The 16861-nt window shown below is 70.0% G+C and carries 15 protein-coding genes; 9 read left to right on the forward strand and 6 right to left on the reverse strand.

The genetic code is table 11. From position 1 onward, the window contains the following. Positions 1 to 7 precede the first annotated feature (7 nt). Both EJ357_RS25060 and EJ357_RS25065 read right to left on the reverse strand, forming a co-directional pair. Positions 8 to 1360, reverse strand: coding sequence for a HEAT repeat domain-containing protein (locus tag EJ357_RS25060; protein WP_126393818.1), 1353 nt, complete (start codon positions 1358 to 1360; stop codon positions 8 to 10). 177 nt (positions 1361 to 1537) lie between these two features. Beyond that, positions 1538 to 3820, reverse strand: coding sequence for a (Fe-S)-binding protein (locus EJ357_RS25065; RefSeq protein WP_126393820.1), 2283 nt, complete (start codon positions 3818 to 3820; stop codon positions 1538 to 1540). Positions 3821 to 4008: 188 nt separating this feature from the next. On the opposite strand from EJ357_RS25065, the gene EJ357_RS25070 reads away from it, so the two are divergent. From EJ357_RS25070 to EJ357_RS25090, 5 genes are all read left to right on the forward strand, one after another. Next, positions 4009 to 5073, forward strand: coding sequence for an MraY family glycosyltransferase (locus EJ357_RS25070; protein ID WP_126393822.1), 1065 nt, complete (start codon positions 4009 to 4011; stop codon positions 5071 to 5073). Positions 5074 to 5167: 94 nt separating this feature from the next. Beyond that, entirely contained in the window at positions 5168 to 7015 is a 1848-nt protein-coding gene (gene dnaK, locus EJ357_RS25075; RefSeq protein WP_126393824.1) for a molecular chaperone DnaK, read from the forward strand. Beyond that, positions 7012 to 7674 carry a nucleotide exchange factor GrpE gene (gene grpE / locus EJ357_RS25080; protein ID WP_126393826.1) on the forward strand — a complete coding sequence of 221 codons (663 nt, stop codon included), beginning with the start codon at positions 7012 to 7014 and terminating at the stop codon, positions 7672 to 7674. The genes dnaK and grpE overlap by 4 nt, the downstream gene beginning before the upstream one ends. A gap of 42 nt (positions 7675 to 7716) precedes the next feature. After that, positions 7717 to 8898 (forward strand): molecular chaperone DnaJ, encoded by a 1182-nt coding sequence (gene dnaJ, locus EJ357_RS25085; protein WP_126393828.1) that lies wholly within the window; start codon positions 7717 to 7719, stop codon positions 8896 to 8898. 5 nt (positions 8899 to 8903) lie between these two features. After that, complete coding sequence (locus tag EJ357_RS25090) at positions 8904 to 9356, forward strand: heat shock protein transcriptional repressor HspR (RefSeq protein ID WP_126393830.1); 453 nt, start codon at positions 8904 to 8906, stop codon at positions 9354 to 9356. A gap of 91 nt (positions 9357 to 9447) precedes the next feature. Here EJ357_RS25090 and EJ357_RS25095 read toward each other — a convergent pair whose 3' ends face one another. Beyond that, on the reverse strand, positions 9448 to 11202 hold the full coding sequence (locus EJ357_RS25095) for a PA14 domain-containing protein (protein ID WP_126393832.1): 1755 nt from the start codon (positions 11200 to 11202) through the stop codon (positions 9448 to 9450). A 247-nt stretch (positions 11203 to 11449) separates the two neighbouring features. Between EJ357_RS25095 and EJ357_RS25100 the strand changes: the two genes are divergently transcribed. Both EJ357_RS25100 and EJ357_RS48440 read left to right on the forward strand, forming a co-directional pair. Beyond that, positions 11450 to 11644, forward strand: a complete 195-nt coding sequence (locus EJ357_RS25100) for a hypothetical protein (protein ID WP_126393834.1) — start codon at positions 11450 to 11452, stop codon at positions 11642 to 11644. Between the two features lie 5 nt (positions 11645 to 11649). Continuing rightward, a complete protein-coding gene (locus EJ357_RS48440) occupies positions 11650 to 11922 on the forward strand; it encodes a hypothetical protein (protein WP_175647219.1) in 273 nt (90 codons plus the stop codon). 274 nt (positions 11923 to 12196) lie between these two features. Here the strand turns inward: EJ357_RS48440 and EJ357_RS25105 are convergent, their stop codons facing one another. After that, on the reverse strand, positions 12197 to 13207 hold the full coding sequence (locus EJ357_RS25105) for a helix-turn-helix transcriptional regulator (RefSeq protein WP_228472589.1): 1011 nt from the start codon (positions 13205 to 13207) through the stop codon (positions 12197 to 12199). Positions 13208 to 13488: 281 nt separating this feature from the next. On the opposite strand from EJ357_RS25105, the gene EJ357_RS25110 reads away from it, so the two are divergent. Continuing rightward, positions 13489 to 13734, forward strand: coding sequence for a helix-turn-helix domain-containing protein (locus tag EJ357_RS25110; RefSeq protein WP_126393836.1), 246 nt, complete (start codon positions 13489 to 13491; stop codon positions 13732 to 13734). Between the two features lie 122 nt (positions 13735 to 13856). Here the strand turns inward: EJ357_RS25110 and EJ357_RS25115 are convergent, their stop codons facing one another. After that, a complete protein-coding gene (locus EJ357_RS25115; RefSeq protein ID WP_228472590.1) occupies positions 13857 to 14486 on the reverse strand; it encodes a hypothetical protein in 630 nt (209 codons plus the stop codon). A gap of 109 nt (positions 14487 to 14595) precedes the next feature. Further along, positions 14596 to 16494, reverse strand: coding sequence for an ABC transporter ATP-binding protein (locus tag EJ357_RS25120; RefSeq protein ID WP_323377640.1), 1899 nt, complete (start codon positions 16492 to 16494; stop codon positions 14596 to 14598). A gap of 115 nt (positions 16495 to 16609) precedes the next feature. On the opposite strand from EJ357_RS25120, the gene lxmA reads away from it, so the two are divergent. Beyond that, a complete protein-coding gene (gene lxmA, locus EJ357_RS25125) occupies positions 16610 to 16828 on the forward strand; it encodes a lexapeptide family class V lantibiotic (RefSeq protein WP_093908739.1) in 219 nt (72 codons plus the stop codon). The last annotated feature ends 33 nt before the right edge of the window (positions 16829 to 16861 follow it).

Here is a 16861-nt window from a genome sequence, read left to right on the forward strand (position 1 = left end):
CCGCGCGTCACCGGTCGGCGGCTGCCTGCTCCTTCTCCTGCTTCCAGCGCCACAGCACATCGGCCCGGTGGTCGTGCTCGGACAGCTCACCGAGCGGCCCCACCCGCTCGATCGCGTCCGCGGTGCGCGGGTCGTCGCGCTTGGCGAGACCGCAGGCGCCCTCCAGCCGAACGTCCTGGTGGCTGTCGTCGAGCAGCGCCGCCAGCGCGTCGGCGACGGCGGGCGTACGGTCCCCGGAGCCGGCCAGCAGCGCCGCGGCCGCACTGCGCACGCCGGCGTCCTTCTCCTCCAGCAGACGCAGCAGTGCCCGGGTCATGTCCGGGAGGAGGCTGTCGTCCCTCATGGCCGCCGGGCAGGCGGCGAGGCGGACCTCGGGGTCCGGATCGCCGATGAGGGCGCGCAGGGCGTCCCTGGCCGCTGAGGAGTAGGGGTGGTCCCAGGCCAGGGCGTACGGAACTTCGCGGCGTACGCGGGGGTCGGGATGGCCGGCGTACCGAAGACCGATCGCCTCCTGGTCGGGGTGGTCGTAACCGGTGAAGACCTCGAGCAGCTTCGCGAGGATCCCGCTGTCCGTCTCCTCGGCCGCCCATGCCGCCAGCAGCGCGCTCTCCTTCTTCTCGTAGGAGCGGTCGCCGGTCCCGAGCAGGCCCCTCATCCGCAGGTAGTCCACCACGAACCGGCGATGCGCCGGGGAGGGGTGGTGGCGGTGGGCCACCACCGCCGACCAGGTCTCGTCGCTGCGCCGCTGGAGGAGGGTCCCGAGCACTGCCCACCAGTTGGCGTCGGCCTCGTCCGGATGCCCCATGGCACGGTCGATCACCTCGTCGACGGGGGTCAGGACGCGGAAGGCCCACTCGAGGGAGGTCAGGATGCCGGCGTGGCCGGCCCGTGCGACCAGGCCGCCGACGCAGAACTGGTCGATCTCGTCGTACTCGTCGTCCTGGACCCGGACCACGGTGGCGGGACCCGTCGCACCGGTCCGCCGGCGCAACTCCGCTTCCACGCCCGTCCCGTACCAGTGCCCGGCCAGGCCGAGGAGCCGGTTCCGGGCGTCCTCGGGGAGCCGTAGCCGGGGCTCTTTGCCGAGCACCGCCGAGAAGACGGCTGGGGATCCGCCGTCGATGGCACGCTCCAGTGGAGTCGTCCCGTCCGGCAGCACCCGGTCCGGATCCGCCCCACCCTCCACCAGTGCGCCGGCGACGGGCCCGTCGTACGCCGCGACGGCCCCGCACAGCACGGGCAGTCCGCTCTCGTCCACGCTGTCCGCATCGACGCCCCGCTCCAGCAACTCCCGTACGGCGGCGGCGTCCCCGGCGCGAACGGCGGCCACGAGTCCGTCCGTCTCTTCCCCCCTGCTCATGCGCACCAAAGTACGCAGGATCTCCTCCCGGCTCGCCCGATTTTCGAGGCGCGCGAAGCCGGGCCCGGCGTCCTCGCCGGTGGTGGCCGGTGCCGGTCGGAAGGTGTGCGGACCCCGAGGAACGCCGACGCCCCCTGTCCCACGACGAGGACAAGGGGCGTCGGACTGCCGTAGGAGCTACTTCACCGGCTCGGGCTCCGGCTCGCTCTCGGTCTCGGCGGTGTCCTCGGGGTCCACCGGCGTCTTGACGGACTCCAGCAGCAGCTGGGCGACGTCGACGACCGTGATCGACTCCTTGGCCTTGCCGTCGTTCTTCTTGCCGTTGACCGAGTCGGTCAGCATGACCAGGCAGAACGGGCAGGCGGTCGAGATGATGTCCGGGTTGGTGGAGAGAGCCTCGTCGACGCGCTCGTTGTTGATGCGCTTGCCGATCCGCTCCTCCATCCACATCCGCGCACCACCGGCGCCGCAGCAGAAGCCGCGCTCCTTGTGGCGGTGCATCTCCTCGTTCCGCAGACCGGGGACGTTCGCGATGATCTCGCGCGGGGGCGTGTAGATCTTGTTGTGGCGGCCCAGGTAGCAGGGGTCGTGGTAGGTGATGATGCCCTCGACCGGGGTGACCGGGATCAGCTTGCCCTCGTCCACCAGGTGCTGGAGCAGCTGGGTGTGGTGGATGACCTCGTAGTCGCCGCCGATCTGCGGGTACTCGTTGCCGAGCGTGTTGAGGCAGTGCGGGCAGGTGGCGACGATCTTCTTGGCCGACTTGGGCTTGGCGGACTCGGGCGTCACCTTGCCGTCGTCGTCCATCTCCTCGCCGAACGCCATGTTCAGTGCCATGACGTTCTCCATGCCGAGCTCCTGGAAGAGGGGCTCGTTGCCGAGGCGGCGGGCGGAGTCGCCGGTGCACTTCTCGTCGCCGCCCATGATCGCGAACTTCACGCCCGCGATGTGGAGGAGTTCGGCGAAGGCCTTGGTGGTCTTCTTGGCGCGGTCCTCGAGGGCGCCGGCGCAGCCGACCCAGTACAGGTACTCGACCTCGGTGAGGTCCTCGATGTCCTTGCCGACGACCGGGACCTCGAAGTCGACCTCCTTGAGCCACTCCAGGCGCTGCTTCTTCGCCAGGCCCCAGGGGTTGCCCTTCTTCTCCAGGTTCTTGAGCATCGTGCCCGCCTCGGACGGGAACGCGGACTCGATCATCACCTGGTAGCGGCGCATGTCGACGATGTGGTCGATGTGCTCGATGTCCACCGGGCACTGCTCGACACAGGCGCCGCAGGTGGTGCAGGACCACAGGACGTCCGGATCGATGACGCCGTTCTCCTCGACGGTGCCGATGAGGGGGCGCTCCGCCTCGGCGAGAGCCGCCGCGGGGACGTCCTTCAGCTGCTCCTCGGACGCCTTCTCCTCGCCCTCCATCGACTTGCCGCCACCGGCCAGCAGATACGGCGCCTTGGCGTGCGCGTGGTCGCGCAGCGACATGATCAGCAGCTTCGGGGAGAGCGGCTTGCCGGTGTTCCAGGCCGGGCACTGCGACTGGCAGCGACCGCACTCGGTGCAGGTGGAGAAGTCCAGCAGGCCCTTCCAGGAGAACTGCTCGACCTGGGAGACACCGAAGACGTCGTCGTCACCGGGGTCGGTGAAGTCGATCGGCTTGCCGCCGGACGTCATCGGCAGCAGCGCGCCGAGGGCCGTCTCGCCCGTCGCGTTGCGCTTGAACCAGATGTTCGGGAAGGCGAGGAAGCGGTGCCAGGCCACGCCCATGTTGGTGTTCAGCGAGACCACGATCATCCAGATGAACGAGGTGCTGATCTTCACCATCGCGGTGAAGTAGATCAGCGTCTGGAGCGTGGGGACACTCAGGCCCTTGAAGGCCAGCACCAGCGGGTACGAGGCGAAGTACGCGGCCTCGTAGTGCTCGACGTGGTGGATCGCACCCTCCAGGCCGCGCAGCACGTAGATCGCGAGGCCGATGGTGAGGATGACGTACTCGACGAAGTACGCCTGGCCGGCCTTGGAGCCCGCGAAACGGGACTTGCGGCCCGCACGCGAGGGCAGGCTCAGCAGGCGGATGACCATGAGTACGGCGATGCCCAGGATCGTCATCACGCCGATGAACTCGATGTACAGCTCGAACGGCAGGAACCCGCCGATGACCGGCAGTGTCCAGTCGGCCTGGAAGAGCTGGCCGAACGCCTGTGCCAGGGTCGGCGGCAGCGTGAGGAAGCCGACGGCCACGAACCAGTGGGCGAAGCCGACGATGCCCCACCGGTTCATCCGGGTGTGGCCGAGGAACTCCCGCACCAGAGTCACGCTGCGCGCATACGGGTTGTCGGCGCGGCTGCCGGCGGGAACCGGCTGGCCGAGTTTGAAGTACCGGACGAACTGGCCGATGGCGCGTGCGAGCAGCGCAACGCCGACCACGGTCAGCACCAGCGACACGATGATCGCGGCGAGTTGCATTTCGGGGCTCCTCGGGCCTGCGAGGGTCAGACATTACTAAGCGGTAACTTATCTAGTCCGTCTGAGACTACCCCCATCTCCAGTCGCACTGTAGCCAGGCGCGGGGTGATCTGAGTCGCTGAGGGTTGCCTTAAGATCCGAACGTGTTATTCGTCTCAAAAAGGGATATACGGCACTAACCTAGCTCCGTGCTGTACGGGATCGCCGCCGCCACCGCCGCCCTCCTCCTCGCCGCCTTCCTGTCGGCGCTGTTCCGGCTGCCCGCGCTGCGCCTCGGCATCATCGACCGTCGGCGGCAGCGGCCCCTGCCGTTGTTCGGCGGTCTGGCCGTCGTCCTCGCGACCTGCCTGGTCGTGGCCGGCTGGGAGTGGGCGGGGGTCGCCCCGCTGGGTCCCGAGATCCGGCGGCTGCTGATCGCCGCGGGCGCCGTCGCCCTGCTCGGGCTGGTCGCCGACGTGCGGCGGGTGAAGGAGCGGTTCCTGGTCGGCGGTACGGCCGTGGCGGCGGCCTTCGTGGTGCCGTACGGCGAGACGGGGTTCTGGCTGGGGGTGCCGGCCATCGGACTGATCGTCCTCGTCGCCGTCGGTTTCAAGGCGCTCGACCATGCGGACGGGCTGGCCGGCACCGTCGGCGTCGTCACCGCCTTCGGGGTCGGTGTGCTCGCGGCGGCCGAGGTGATGGACGAGCTCGCCGTCCTGCTCAGTGTGCTGGCGGCCGCGCTGACCGGGTTCCTCATGCACAACTGGCCTCCCGCGCGGATCGGGTTCGGGGCGTGCGGGTCCCTGTTCGTCGGGTTCGTGCTGGCGGCGTCGGCCGTGATGACCCGCGCCGGACGCGATCCGGTGTCGAGCCTGGGCATCCTCTACTCGCTCACCGCCCTCGCCACCGCCGACGTGCTCCTCGTGGCACTGTCCCGCCGGCTGGCCGGGCGGCCGCTGCTGCGCGGCGGACCCGATCACCTCGCCCATCGGCTGCGCCGCCTCGGCCTCACCCCGCAGGGTGTGACGATCCTCCTCGGTGTCGCCGCCTTCGCCGGGGTGGCCGTCGGCGTTCTCGTGCACATGGGATGGATGGCCGTGTCCGGGGTGTACTGGGTCGGGGTGACCGCTCTCGTCGTCGTGGTCGGCTGCCTTCGGATCAAGGTCTACGGGCCTCGGCGTCAACCTACTTTTCCCTTGGGTGAACCCGTTCGTACCTCCAGCCATGCCACATCCACGCAGGTCAGAGCCCAGTTGCGTGTAAGGAACGGATAAGAGTTGAGCGGGGTCGACTCAGCTCTGTTGACCGGGTGCGAGCCGTCATGCACACTTGAGTCCGTTCCACTCAAGTCAGCTGGAGGAATCAACCATGGCACGTGCGGTCGGCATCGACCTGGGCACGACTAACTCCGTCGTCAGCGTTCTGGAGGGCGGCGAGCCCACCGTCATCACCAACGCCGAGGGCGCCAGGACCACGCCGTCCGTCGTCGCCTTCGCCAAGAACGGCGAGGTGCTCGTCGGCGAGGTGGCCAAGCGCCAGGCGGTCACCAACGTGGACCGGACCATCCGTTCCGTGAAGCGTCACATGGGCACGGACTGGAAGATCGAGCTCGACGGGAAGCCCTTCAACCCGCAGCAGATCTCCGCGTTCATCCTGCAGAAGCTGAAGCGGGACGCCGAGTCCTACCTGGGCGAGAAGGTGACCGACGCGGTCATCACCGTCCCGGCGTACTTCAACGACTCCGAGCGCCAGGCGACGAAGGAGGCCGGCGAGATCGCGGGTCTGAACGTCCTTCGTATCGTCAACGAGCCCACCGCGGCCGCGCTCGCCTACGGCCTCGACAAGGACGACCAGACGATCCTCGTCTTCGACCTCGGTGGCGGCACCTTCGACGTGTCCCTCCTGGAGATCGGCGACGGCGTCGTCGAGGTGAAGGCCACCAACGGTGACAACCACCTCGGTGGTGACGACTGGGACCAGCGCGTCGTCGACTACCTGGTCAAGCAGTTCCAGGCCGGCCACGGCGTGGACCTGTCCAAGGACAAGATGGCCCTCCAGCGTCTGCGTGAGGCCGCCGAGAAGGCGAAGATCGAGCTGTCCTCGTCCACCGAGACCTCGATCAACCTGCCCTACATCACCGCCTCCGCCGAGGGCCCGCTGCACCTGGACGAGAAGCTCACCCGGGCTCAGTTCCAGCAGCTGACGGCCGACCTGCTGGAGCGCTGCAAGACCCCGTTCTTCAACGTCATGAAGGACGCCGGCGTCTCCATCAACGAGATCGACCACGTCGTCCTCGTCGGTGGCTCCACCCGTATGCCCGCCGTCGCCGAGCTCGTCCGCGAGCTGACCGGCGGCAAGGACGCCAACAAGGGCGTCAACCCGGACGAGGTCGTCGCCATCGGCGCCGCCCTGCAGGCCGGTGTGCTCAAGGGTGAGGTCAAGGACGTCCTGCTCCTCGACGTGACCCCGCTGTCCCTCGGTATCGAGACCAAGGGCGGCATCATGACCAAGCTCATCGAGCGGAACACGACGATCCCGACCAAGCGGTCCGAGATCTTCACCACCGCCGAGGACAACCAGCCGTCCGTGCAGATCCAGGTCTACCAGGGCGAGCGCGAGATCGCGGCGTACAACAAGAAGCTCGGCATGTTCGAGCTGACCGGTCTGCCGCCGGCGCCGCGCGGTGTCCCGCAGATCGAGGTCGCCTTCGACATCGACGCCAACGGCATCATGCACGTGACCGCGAAGGACCTGGGCACGGGCAAGGAGCAGAAGATGACCGTCACCGGTGGCTCCTCGCTGCCGAAGGACGAGGTCAACCGGATGCGCGAAGAGGCCGAGAAGTACGCGGAGGAGGACCACGCCCGCCGCGAGGCCGCCGAGACCCGCAACCAGGGCGAGCAGCTCGTCTACCAGACGGAGAAGTTCCTCAAGGACAACGAGGACAAGGTCCCCGGCGAGGTCAAGACCGAGGTCGAGGCCGCCGTCGAGGAGCTGAAGACCGCGCTCAAGGGCGAGGACACCGCCGAGATCCGCACCGCCACCGAGAAGGTTGCCGCGGTCTCCCAGAAGGTCGGCCAGGCCATGTACGCCGACGCCCAGGCCGCGCAGGCCGCGGGCGGCCCCGAGGGCGCCGCCCCGGGTGGCAAGGCCGCTGACGACGACGTCGTCGACGCCGAGATCGTGGACGACGAGCGCAAGGACGGTGCCGCGTGACGGAGGAGACCCCGGGCTTCGAGGAGAAGCCCGACGTCCCCTCCGGCGCGACCCCCGACGGCGCCGAGTCGAAGGCCGCACCCTCCTCGAACGCGGAGGGGGCGGCCCCGGCAGGGGACGCAGCAGCACAGATCGCCGGTCTGACGGCCCAGCTGGACCAGGTGCGCAAGGCGCTCGAGGAGCGCACCGCGGACCTCCAGCGGCTCCAGGCCGAGTTCCAGAACTACCGCCGCCGCGTGGAGCGGGACCGGGTCACGGTCAAGGAGATCGCCGTCGCGAACCTCCTGACCGAGCTCCTGCCCGTCATCGACGACATCGGCCGCGCCCGGGAACACGGCGAACTCGTCGGCGGATTCAAGTCCGTCGCGGAGTCGCTGGAGACCGTCGCGGCGAAGATGGGACTGCAGGCGTTCGGCAAGGAGGGCGAGCCCTTCGACCCGACGATCCACGAGGCGCTGATGCACTCCTACGCGCCGGACGTCACCGAGACGACCTGCGTGGCGATCCTGCAGCCCGGGTATCGCATCGGCGAGCGCACCATCCGCCCCGCGCGGGTGGCCGTCGCCGAGCCCCAGCCGGGCGCGCAGAGCGTCAAGGCCGAGGAGGCGACCGAGGCGGCCGGCGACGACAAGGAGAGCGGTGGCCCGGACGAGGGCTGACGTTGAACTGACGAGGGACTACCGGAAGGGGGTACGTCGAGGATGAGCACCAAGGACTTCATCGAGAAGGACTTCTACAAGGTCCTCGGCGTCCCCAAGGACGCCACCGAGGCCGAGATCAAGAAGGCGTACCGGAAGCTCGCCCGCGAGAACCACCCGGACGCCAACAAGGGCAACGCCAAGGCGGAGGAGCGCTTCAAGGAGATCTCCGAGGCGAACGACGTCCTCGGCGACCCCAAGAAGCGCAAGGAGTACGACGAGGCACGCGCCCTCTTCGGCAACGGCGGCTTCCGCCCGGGGCCGGGCGCGGGCGGCGGCTCCTTCAACTTCGACCTGGGCGACCTCTTCGGAGGCGGCGCCCAGGGCCAGGGCGGTTCCGGCGGCTTCGGCGGCGGAATCGGTGACGTCTTCGGGGGCCTGTTCAACCGCGGCGGCACGGGCGCGGGCACGCGTACCCAGCCCCGGCGCGGCCAGGACATCGACACCGAGGTCACTCTCAGCTTCACCGAGGCGATCGAGGGCGCGACGGTCCCGCTGCGCATGTCCTCGCAGTCCCCGTGCAAGGCCTGCGCCGGCACCGGCGACAAGAACGGCACGCCCAGGGTGTGCCCGACCTGCGTCGGAACCGGCCAGGTGGCCCGGGGTTCGGGCGGCGGCTTCTCGCTGACCGACCCCTGCCCGGACTGCAAGGGGCGCGGCCTGATCGCCGAGCACCCGTGCCTGGAGTGCAAGGGCAGCGGCCGGGCCAAGTCGTCCCGGACGATGCAGGTGCGCATCCCGGCCGGGGTGTCGGACGGCCAGCGCATCCGTCTGCGCGGCAAGGGCGCACCCGGCGAACGCGGCGGCCCGGCAGGCGATCTGTACGTCACCGTGCACGTCGACGCGCACCCGGTGTTCGGCCGCAAGGACGACAACCTCACGGTGACCGTCCCCGTGACCTTCGCGGAGGCGGCGCTCGGCGGCGAGGTCAGGGTCCCCACCCTGGGCGGACCGCCGGTCACCCTGAAGCTGCCGCCCGGCACGCCCAACGGCCGCACCATGCGGGCGCGGGGCAAGGGCGCGGTCCGCAAGGACGGCACCCGCGGCGACCTCCTGGTCACCGTCGAGGTGAGTGTCCCGAAGGACCTTTCGGGGAAGGCTCGTGACGCGCTCGAGGCGTATCGCGAGGCGACCGCGGGCGAGGACCCGCGGGCGGAGCTGTTCCAGGCCGCGAAGGGAGCATGAGTCAGATGGACGGTCGTCGACGCAACCCGTATGAACTGACCGAGGAGACCCCGGTCTACGTCATCTCGGTGGCGGCCCAGCTCTCCGGCCTGCACCCGCAGACGCTGCGCCAGTACGACCGCCTGGGCCTTGTCTCCCCCGACCGCACCGCCGGCCGGGGCCGCCGCTACTCGGCCCGCGACATCGAACTGCTCCGCCAGGTGCAGGCGTTGTCGCAGGACGAGGGCATCAACCTGGCCGGCATCAAGCGCATCATCGAACTGGAGAACCAGGTCGCGGCGCTGCAGTCCCGGGTGGCCGAGCTGCAGGCCGCCGTCGAAGGGGCCGCGGCGGCGATGCAGCAGCGCGAGGCGGCGGTGCACGCGTCGTACCGCCGGGATCTGGTGCCGTATCAGGAGGTGCAGCAGACCAGCGCGTTGGTGGTCTGGCGGCCGAAGCGGCAGCAGTCCTCGGACTGACGGACGCGACCGCGCACGCGGACGTGGATACGAGAGGGGCCCGGAGACTGAACTCTCCGGGCCCCTCTCGTGTGCTGCCGCCGCTGCCGGGTCAGCCGGCGGGGGCGGTGACCGCCCAGTCACCCGCGGGGACGGACTCGGTGCCGTCGGCCTGCACACCGGTCACCCAGTAGAAGGACGTGGTGCCGCGCCGCGCGCCCGTGTCGAAGTAGGTGGAGGCACCGGCCGGGAGTTCGGCGATCTTCTCGTACGTGGCGGCGTCGGGGTTCCACCGGTGGACGCGGAAGCTCTCCGCGGGGTCGGCGGACTCCTCCCCGCCCGCGCCGAGACCGGTCCACGTGAGCTGGTTGCCCTCGTCGCCCTCCGCGCCCGACGCCGTCAGGTGCAGCGGCGAGCCCTCGGGCGTGGCCACGCTCGGCGTCATGTCGAGCTCGGTCGCGGACACGGCCGGGACGCCCTCGTCGCTCCACTTGATGGCGGAGTTCCCGTCGTCGTCCACGGCGTCGAGGAAGAAGCAGACCTCGTCACCGTCCGGGAGCGTGGTGTACGCGAAGGAGGTCTTGTCGGGGGAGACGTAGTCCGACAGGGTGCCGTAGCAGACCTGTTCGCCATCGTCGTTGCCCAAGAGCTCGCCCCAGTAGACCCGGTAGTGCCGCAGATCCTCGGCCGGGCTCTTGTCCCAGTCCAGCTGGAAGCCGTACTCGGTCGGGGTGACGTTCAGCCCGGAGACGAGCGGCGGCGGGTCGTTGTCCCAGATCTTGCCCCGCTGGGGCTCTGACCTCGCGGACTCGTTGCCCGCCGCGTCGACGGCCGACACCCGGTAGTAGTAGACGGTGCTCTCGGCGGCCGAGGTGTCCAGGTAGGTGAGCTGGTCCGTGCTGCCGACCTTGGCGTACGTGCCGTTCTCGCTCGCCGCGCGGTAGACGCGGTACGACGCCGCGTCCGTGACCGCGTCCCAGCCGACCTGGAGCCCGCCCGTGCCGCCGGTCGGGGTCACCTCGCCCGTCGCGCGCGTGATGGCGGGCACGCCGGGGGCGACCCGGTCGACGGTGGTGACGGCCTGGTCCGCGGTACCGGCCGATTCGTTGCCGGCCTTGTCGTAGGCGCGGACCTCGTAGTAGTAGGTCGCGCCGGTCACCGGCAGGGTGGTGTCGGTGTAGGTGGTGGAGGTGGTCGTCGCCAGGGGAGCGGTGCCGAAGGCGGCGCCCTTCAGGCGGCGGTAGACGCGGTAGCCCGCGAGGTCCATCTCCTTGTTCTTGGCCCAGGTGAGCTTCGCGTTGCCGCCGGCCTGGTCGTACGTCACGGTGGGGCCGGTCGGGGCGAGGGGCTTGACGGTGTCGACGGTGGCCGAAGTGCGGGGCGTGTAGCCGAAGTTGACGCGGGCGCTGCCGGTCCAGTTGACGTAGTCGACGCGGAGGGTGTGCTTGCCGGACGGGATCGTGACGTTGACGGTCTTGGAGACCGTGGTGGAGGTGTTCTTCCACAGGTCGATCTTGCGGGTGCCGTCGAGGTAGACCCGGATGCCGTCGAGGCCGGAGGCGGAGAGGGAGAAGGGGCCGCCCGAGCCGAAGTCCCGCGTCACGCTCCAGCGGACGGCGAAGTTGTCCTTCGAGAGTCCGGACGCCGGGGCGTTCGTGCCCCAGTTCTGGTCGACGGCGGTGTCGCAGTCCGTCTTCTTCGGCGTACCGGAGAAGGTGGTGTTCGCGAAGAACTGCCGCTTGAAGACCGGTGACGTGCAGGTCACGGCGGCGGAGGCGGGCGCGGTGGTGATGGTGAGCAGTCCGCCGGCGGTGGCGAGCACGAGGGCGGTCGCGGTGGCCGCGGTCGTGCGTCTGGCTGGGTTCATCGGGTCCCTCGGTCCTGTTCGGCGACGGCGGTGATCAGCCGTCGCCGGACAGGACTCGTCGGGTGGGGGATTGGTTGTACGGGGGGCGGCGTCGTTGTGTCGTCGTAGTGCTGTCGTCGATCTGCCGTCGATCTGCCGTCGCGCTGACAGGAGCTGACAGGTGCTGACAGGAAGTGGTCCGTGGCGTGCAGGATCCTGACAGTGATCGCTCTGGAAGCGGTTCGTGGGCGCTGGCAGAGTCGTGGACATGGACAACAGGGGGAACGCGCGGATTGCGCGGAACACGGGGATCGCGGGGATGACGACGGCCAAGGCCGGTCTGCGCAGAGGGCTGCCGGTACTCGCGCTGGCGCTGATGGTCTCGTTGCCGGTGGGGGCGGCGGTGACGGTGGGTGTCGGGGGTGGGCCTTCGGCCGGGGTGGCCGTCAACGGGTGGCAGTGAACGGGGTGGATGAGGCTGTGGAGTTCCAGGATCTGGTGCTGGTCCGCAAGGCGGGGGGTGATGCGCCGGCGGCGACCGCGGTGATCAGGGTGCTCGGTACGTTGCCCGAGGGCTGGGGGCATGAATGGCGGCTCGACGAGGACGGGGGTCGGATCCATCTGCGGATCCGGCCCCCGTCGGGGTCTGGGCCGGGTGTGGTGCGGGGGTGGCTGGGCGGTGTGCTTGAGGATCCGGCGTTGTGGGCCTGGGGGGTGGAGGGGGCGGAGCCGGGCGGCTGACGGGTTTTCCTCGCCCCCGCCGCCCCTACCCGTCCCGTCCCCGGGGGCTGCCGCCCCCGGACCCCCGCATCGGCCCTGAACGGGCCTCGTCCTCAAACGCCGGACGGGCTGAGATGCCTGGCCGGCGTTGAGAAGTCGCCCGCGTCCAGATGACGTCCTCGAACGCCGGACGGGCTGAGATGCCTGGGCCGGCGCCGAGGAGTCGCCCGCGTCCAAATGACGTCCTCGAACGCCGGACGGGCTGAAATGCCTGCGCCGGCGTTGAGAGATTGGCTCAGATCCAGCCCCGTTCGCGGGCCAGCAACGCTGCGTGAGGGCGGTTGCTGGCGTTCAGGGTGCGGAGGACGTCGGCTACGTGGCGGCGGTAGGTGCGTAGGGAGATGCCCAGTTCGCGGGCGCCGATTTCGTCCTTTGTCACTCGGCACATGGATGTGAGGACGTCCAGCTCCATGGGGGTGAGGGGGACGGAGTCCGGGGGCGGGGTGTCGAGCAGGCTGGTCAGGTCCGTGGCCTGGTCCCAGATTCTTTCGAAGAGGGACAGGACGTTGGCCACCAGGCCCGGTTCCTGGGCGACCAGGGCGCCGCGTGAGGTGTCCGCGGGGTTCGCCGGGACCAGGGCGGTGTGGCGGTCGTAGACGAGGATGCGCTCGGCGATGTCGGGAGCGGCTCTGATGCTGGCGCCCTGGGCGGAGAGTTCGTGCAGGTAGGCCGCGGTGGGCGGGTTGTCGAGCGCCTCCTTCAGGACGACGCTGCGGATGCGCACGCCCCGGCGCAGACAGCGGGTGTCGAGCGGGCGCGCGTGCTCGATGTTCTCCGGGGTGAGCGCCTGGTAGGGCTCGACGGAGAGGATCTCCTCGCGGGCGAAGAACGCGAGGTCGTCGATGCGGTTGCGGATCTGCGCGAGGTTTGTCATCCGCTCCACACCACCGCCCGTCGGCGTGTGCGCGCTCTGCTCCGCGCGGAGTTCCGCGACCAGGTTGCGAGGCCTGGTCACCTGCTGCAACTCATGGTGCAGCTCGCTCAGTCTTCGGTCGGTGAGCAGCCCGACCGCGATCTCCGGGTCCGCCGCCGTCAGGCTGCCTTCCGGAACGTCCCCGTTGTCCGCGCGGCGGAGCAGGCCCAGTTCCGTGAGCCGCTCCAGCGCGGCGCGGACGGAACCCCGTTGGGCGTGGAGGAGCAGATGGATGTCCTCTGTCGGCGTACCCGGATGTCTCAGGAAGTGCCGGTAGACCCGCTCCTCCAGTGCGGAGAGCCCCAACAGGTCCATGGTGCCCGCATTGTTCATCCTTCCCCCTGCGTTTCTTACGGCTGGTCAGGCCGTGGCGATGTGGAATCCACCGAAATGCTTCGTGCACAGGGTAATGCGCTGGTCAAGAGCTTGAGGTGGGTGTGGTGCGGAGTGCGGTCGGCAGGATGGTGCCGTCGGTGTGCAGCAAGTTGCTGTGTACGGGGCCCGCTCCGCGCCCCGACGCTTGGCAGGCTGGAATCCGTCGGCCAAGAACCGATGGAAACGCCGGCCACGAGCCGACGGAATGCGGACCACCGAACACGATCTGGGGGAAACACATGACTGTTGTCGTACGGGAGGACGCGCTCGACTTCTCCGCGCTGACCGACCGCGAACGCGAGGTCCTGCTCCTGCTCGCCACGGGGGAGCAGAACCGCTGGCTCGCCCGCCGCCTGGGCATCGCGGAGCGCACGGTACGGGCCCACACCGCCAGCATCGTGCGCAAGCTCGGCATCAAGTCGCGGTTCGAGGCGGCGATCGTCTCGCACCTCTACGCGGACGACATCAGGGGGGCGTGCGGCTGACCACCGCCGTCCCGCCGTCCAGCCGTTCCGTCGCCCGCGCGGTGACATGGCGGACGTGAAGGGCCCCTCCGGTAGGCGCCGGAGGGGCCCTTCACGTTGTCCCGCGCGTCGTCCCGTGCCGGTCAGCCGGGGGTCATGTCGCCGACCATCTCGATCGCCAACATCCACCAGGGCTGGGCACCCGTGCCGAACGCGGCGGCCAGCGCGTAGCCGAGGGCCGCGTCCAGGGGCTCCGGCTCGGCGTCCTCGCGCCACTCGACGAGCACGTGTCCGTCGCCGTCCGAGGAGAAGTCGCCGATGTGCTGCTCGTCCCGCAGCAGGCGGCTGCCCGGGATGGAGTCCGGCACCAGTCGCCAGGCGTGGCCCGCGTGGCGGACGTCTACGCGGTACGAGTGCCGGCTCAGCCGTCCCTTGGCGGGGTCGAGGACGACTTCCTCGCCGTCCACGGTCAGCGTGAGCCGGCTGCCGTCGCGGGTGCCGACCGGGATGTGGTCCTCGGCCTCGGTCCCCTCCGCACGGCGCAGTTCGACCCGGGGCACCGACTCGCCCTCGACGGTGACCTCGCCCAGTCCGATGTCGAGCCGGACCGTCAGCTCGCCGAACCGGTCGTCCTCGACGAGGTGCTCGACGACGGGCTTCTCCTCGTAGTCGTCGTCCTCGTACTCGGCGGTCTCGTAGCCGTCGTACGTGTCGGCGTCGTCGTACCGGTCCGTGGTCGTGGATGCGGGTGCGGGTGCCGGGTTCTTCGGCATCGGGTCTTCCTTTGCTGTATCGCCTCTGACGGGTGGTCAGTGGTGAGGTGTCGTGCGCCGTGCGTCGTGTGCCGTACTGGGTTCTGTGCCGACGTCGTGGGGTGGGTTCTCACGCTCCTGTCGCCGTCAGCTGGGTGGCGGCGAGGTCTCGGTACAGGTCGTCCCTGTCCAGCAGTTCCCCGTGCCGGCCGTGGTCGCGTACGCGGCCGCCGGAGAGCAGCACCATGTGGTCGGCGGAGGTCACCGTGGAGAGCCGGTGGGCGATCAGGACGACCGTGCAGTGCTCGGCCGCGCGCTCCACGGTCTGCCGCAGTGCCGTCTCGCTCAGTCCGTCGAGGTGGGCCGTCGCCTCGTCGAGCAGCAGCACCTGCGGGCGGCGCAGCAGGGCGCGGGCGATGGCCAGGCGCTGGCGTTCTCCGCCGGACAGGGCCAGACCGCGGGTGCCGACGTGCGTGTCGAGGCCCTCGGGGAGCCGGGCGACGAGCGCGTCGAGCAGGGTGTCCCGGAGCACCCGGTCGACCTCCTCCCCGGTGGCGTCGGGGGCGGCGTACAGCAGGTTCTCGCGAAGGGTGCCCGCCAGCATGGGGGTGTCCTGCTCGACGTACGCGATCCGGCGGCGCACCTCGGCGCGGCTGAGGGTGGCGATGTCGGTGCCGTCGAGCAGGATGCGGCCGGAGTCCAGGTCGTAGAAGCGCTGGAGGAGGGAGAAGACGGTCGTCTTGCCGCTGCCGGACGGGCCGACGAGCGCGGTGACGCCGCCCGCCGGGGCGGTGAGGCTGACGTCGTCGAGGGTGCCGGTGCGGCCCGCGTAGGCGAACGTGACGTGCTCCAGCGTGACTCGGGGCGGCGGACCGACGGGGCGGGCCGGGGTCTCGTCGACGTCCGTCTCGGTCTCCATCTGCCGCACCTCCTCGATCCGGGTGAGCGCGCCGAGGCCCTGCTGGAGGGAGGTCGTGCCGCCGACCAGGGAGAGCACCGGGCCGCCGAGGTTGAACAGATAGAGCAGGAAGGCGATCAGCGCGGCCAGGTCCAGGGTGCCGGTCGCGACCAGGGCGCCGCCGAAGCCGATCACCGCGAGGAACGAGGCCTGGACGACCAGGGCGGACAGCACCGCGATCGTGGCCTGGTAGCGGGCGCCGGCCAGGCCCGCCCGGTAGGCGTCCTCGGCGGCGGCCACGGCCCGCGCGGTCTCCGTCGCCTCGCCGCCGTTGGCCTTCACGGTGCGGGCGGCGCCGAGCGAACGGTCGAGAGCGGCGCCGATCTCACCGACCGACGTCTGCGCGACCGTGGTGACGCGGCGGATCCGCGGCATCACCACGCCCATGGCGACACCGACCACCAGCAGGACGCCGGAGGTGATGCCGAGCAGCGGCAGACTGGTCATGCCCATCAAGACGATGGTGGCCAGCAGATGGATGCCTCCGTCGAGCAGCTGGATGACCCCGCTGGTCGCCGCGTGCTGCACGAGCGTGCTGTCCGAGGTCACCCGGGTCGTCAGACCGCCGGGCTCGTGCTGGTCCAACTCTCCGGTACGCAACCGGATCAGACGGTGGATCAGGCCCTTGCGGACATGCAGGACGACCTTCTCCGCCGTGCGTTCGCTCAACAGGGCCTGGGCCCAGGTGAGGACGATCGAACCGGCCAGCAGGGCCAGCATCAGCAGGATCTCGTCGCCGAGGCCCCGGCCGGTCATGAGTGCCGTGAGCGCCGACTCGACGACCATCGGCTGTGCCAGCCCCGCCGCGCTGCCCGCGAGGGTCAGCACCAGGACCAGCAGGAGGACGCGCCGGTGCGGGCGCGCGTGGGCGAGGAGGGCCCGAAGCGGCGGCCGGGGCGCGGGCCGCGGGGCCTGGGCGGTTGCGGAGTCAGGTGAGTTCACCCTGATCTTTTTACGCGGGAGGGCGGGGGCGGCGGTATTGGCGGTTGCGGCAGTGCCGAGTCCGGTCATGCCGTGCTCGGTTATGCCGGCACCGGTTATGCCGCCACCGGTCATGCCGATCCCGGTCATGCCGTAACTGACAATAGCGGGCGGCTTTTCGGGTGGGTCATATTTCTCATGTCCGCAGCGGACAGCAAGAAAATCCAAGAGCTTCCCAAAGCTCGTCACACCAAGGGAGAGACTCATGCAGTCGACGCAGAACGAGAAGGACCTGTTCGAGGGTTACACCGCCTACACCTCCGCCGAGGAGCTGGGCCTGTACGACGGCAAGGACGCCGCGCCCGCGTTCAGCCCGACCATCCCGTGGGCGATCCGCGCGACCATCATCACGGCCCGCTCCTCGCAGCAGTGCGCCGCGGCCATCGGTTCGCTGACCGCCAAGACCATCGAGAACAAGTGCTGACGGGACATCCCGAGCAGTGACCCGCGGGGAGGG

Origin of the sequence: Streptomyces cyaneochromogenes (assembly GCF_003963535.1) — a bacterium.
GTDB classification, from domain to species: Bacteria; Actinomycetota; Actinomycetes; order Streptomycetales; family Streptomycetaceae; genus Streptomyces; species Streptomyces shaanxiensis.

Coding starts and splice junctions, on each gene's coding strand:
- EJ357_RS25120 (WP_323377640.1), bottom strand. CDS start 16,494: ATGACCGGGATCGGCATGACCGGTGGCGGCATAACCGGTGCCGGCATA.
- EJ357_RS25100 (WP_126393834.1), top strand. CDS start 11,450: ATGGACAACAGGGGGAACGCGCGGATTGCGCGGAACACGGGGATCGCG.
- EJ357_RS25115 (WP_228472590.1), bottom strand. CDS start 14,486: ATGCCGAAGAACCCGGCACCCGCACCCGCATCCACGACCACGGACCGG.
- dnaJ (WP_126393828.1), top strand. CDS start 7,717: ATGAGCACCAAGGACTTCATCGAGAAGGACTTCTACAAGGTCCTCGGC.
- EJ357_RS25095 (WP_126393832.1), bottom strand. CDS start 11,202: ATGAACCCAGCCAGACGCACGACCGCGGCCACCGCGACCGCCCTCGTG.
- dnaK (WP_126393824.1), top strand. CDS start 5,168: ATGGCACGTGCGGTCGGCATCGACCTGGGCACGACTAACTCCGTCGTC.
- EJ357_RS25065 (WP_126393820.1), bottom strand. CDS start 3,820: ATGCAACTCGCCGCGATCATCGTGTCGCTGGTGCTGACCGTGGTCGGC.
- lxmA (WP_093908739.1), top strand. CDS start 16,610: ATGCAGTCGACGCAGAACGAGAAGGACCTGTTCGAGGGTTACACCGCC.
- EJ357_RS25060 (WP_126393818.1), bottom strand. CDS start 1,360: ATGAGCAGGGGGGAAGAGACGGACGGACTCGTGGCCGCCGTTCGCGCC.
- EJ357_RS25090 (WP_126393830.1), top strand. CDS start 8,904: ATGGACGGTCGTCGACGCAACCCGTATGAACTGACCGAGGAGACCCCG.
- EJ357_RS25105 (WP_228472589.1), bottom strand. CDS start 13,207: ATGAACAATGCGGGCACCATGGACCTGTTGGGGCTCTCCGCACTGGAG.
- EJ357_RS25110 (WP_126393836.1), top strand. CDS start 13,489: ATGACTGTTGTCGTACGGGAGGACGCGCTCGACTTCTCCGCGCTGACC.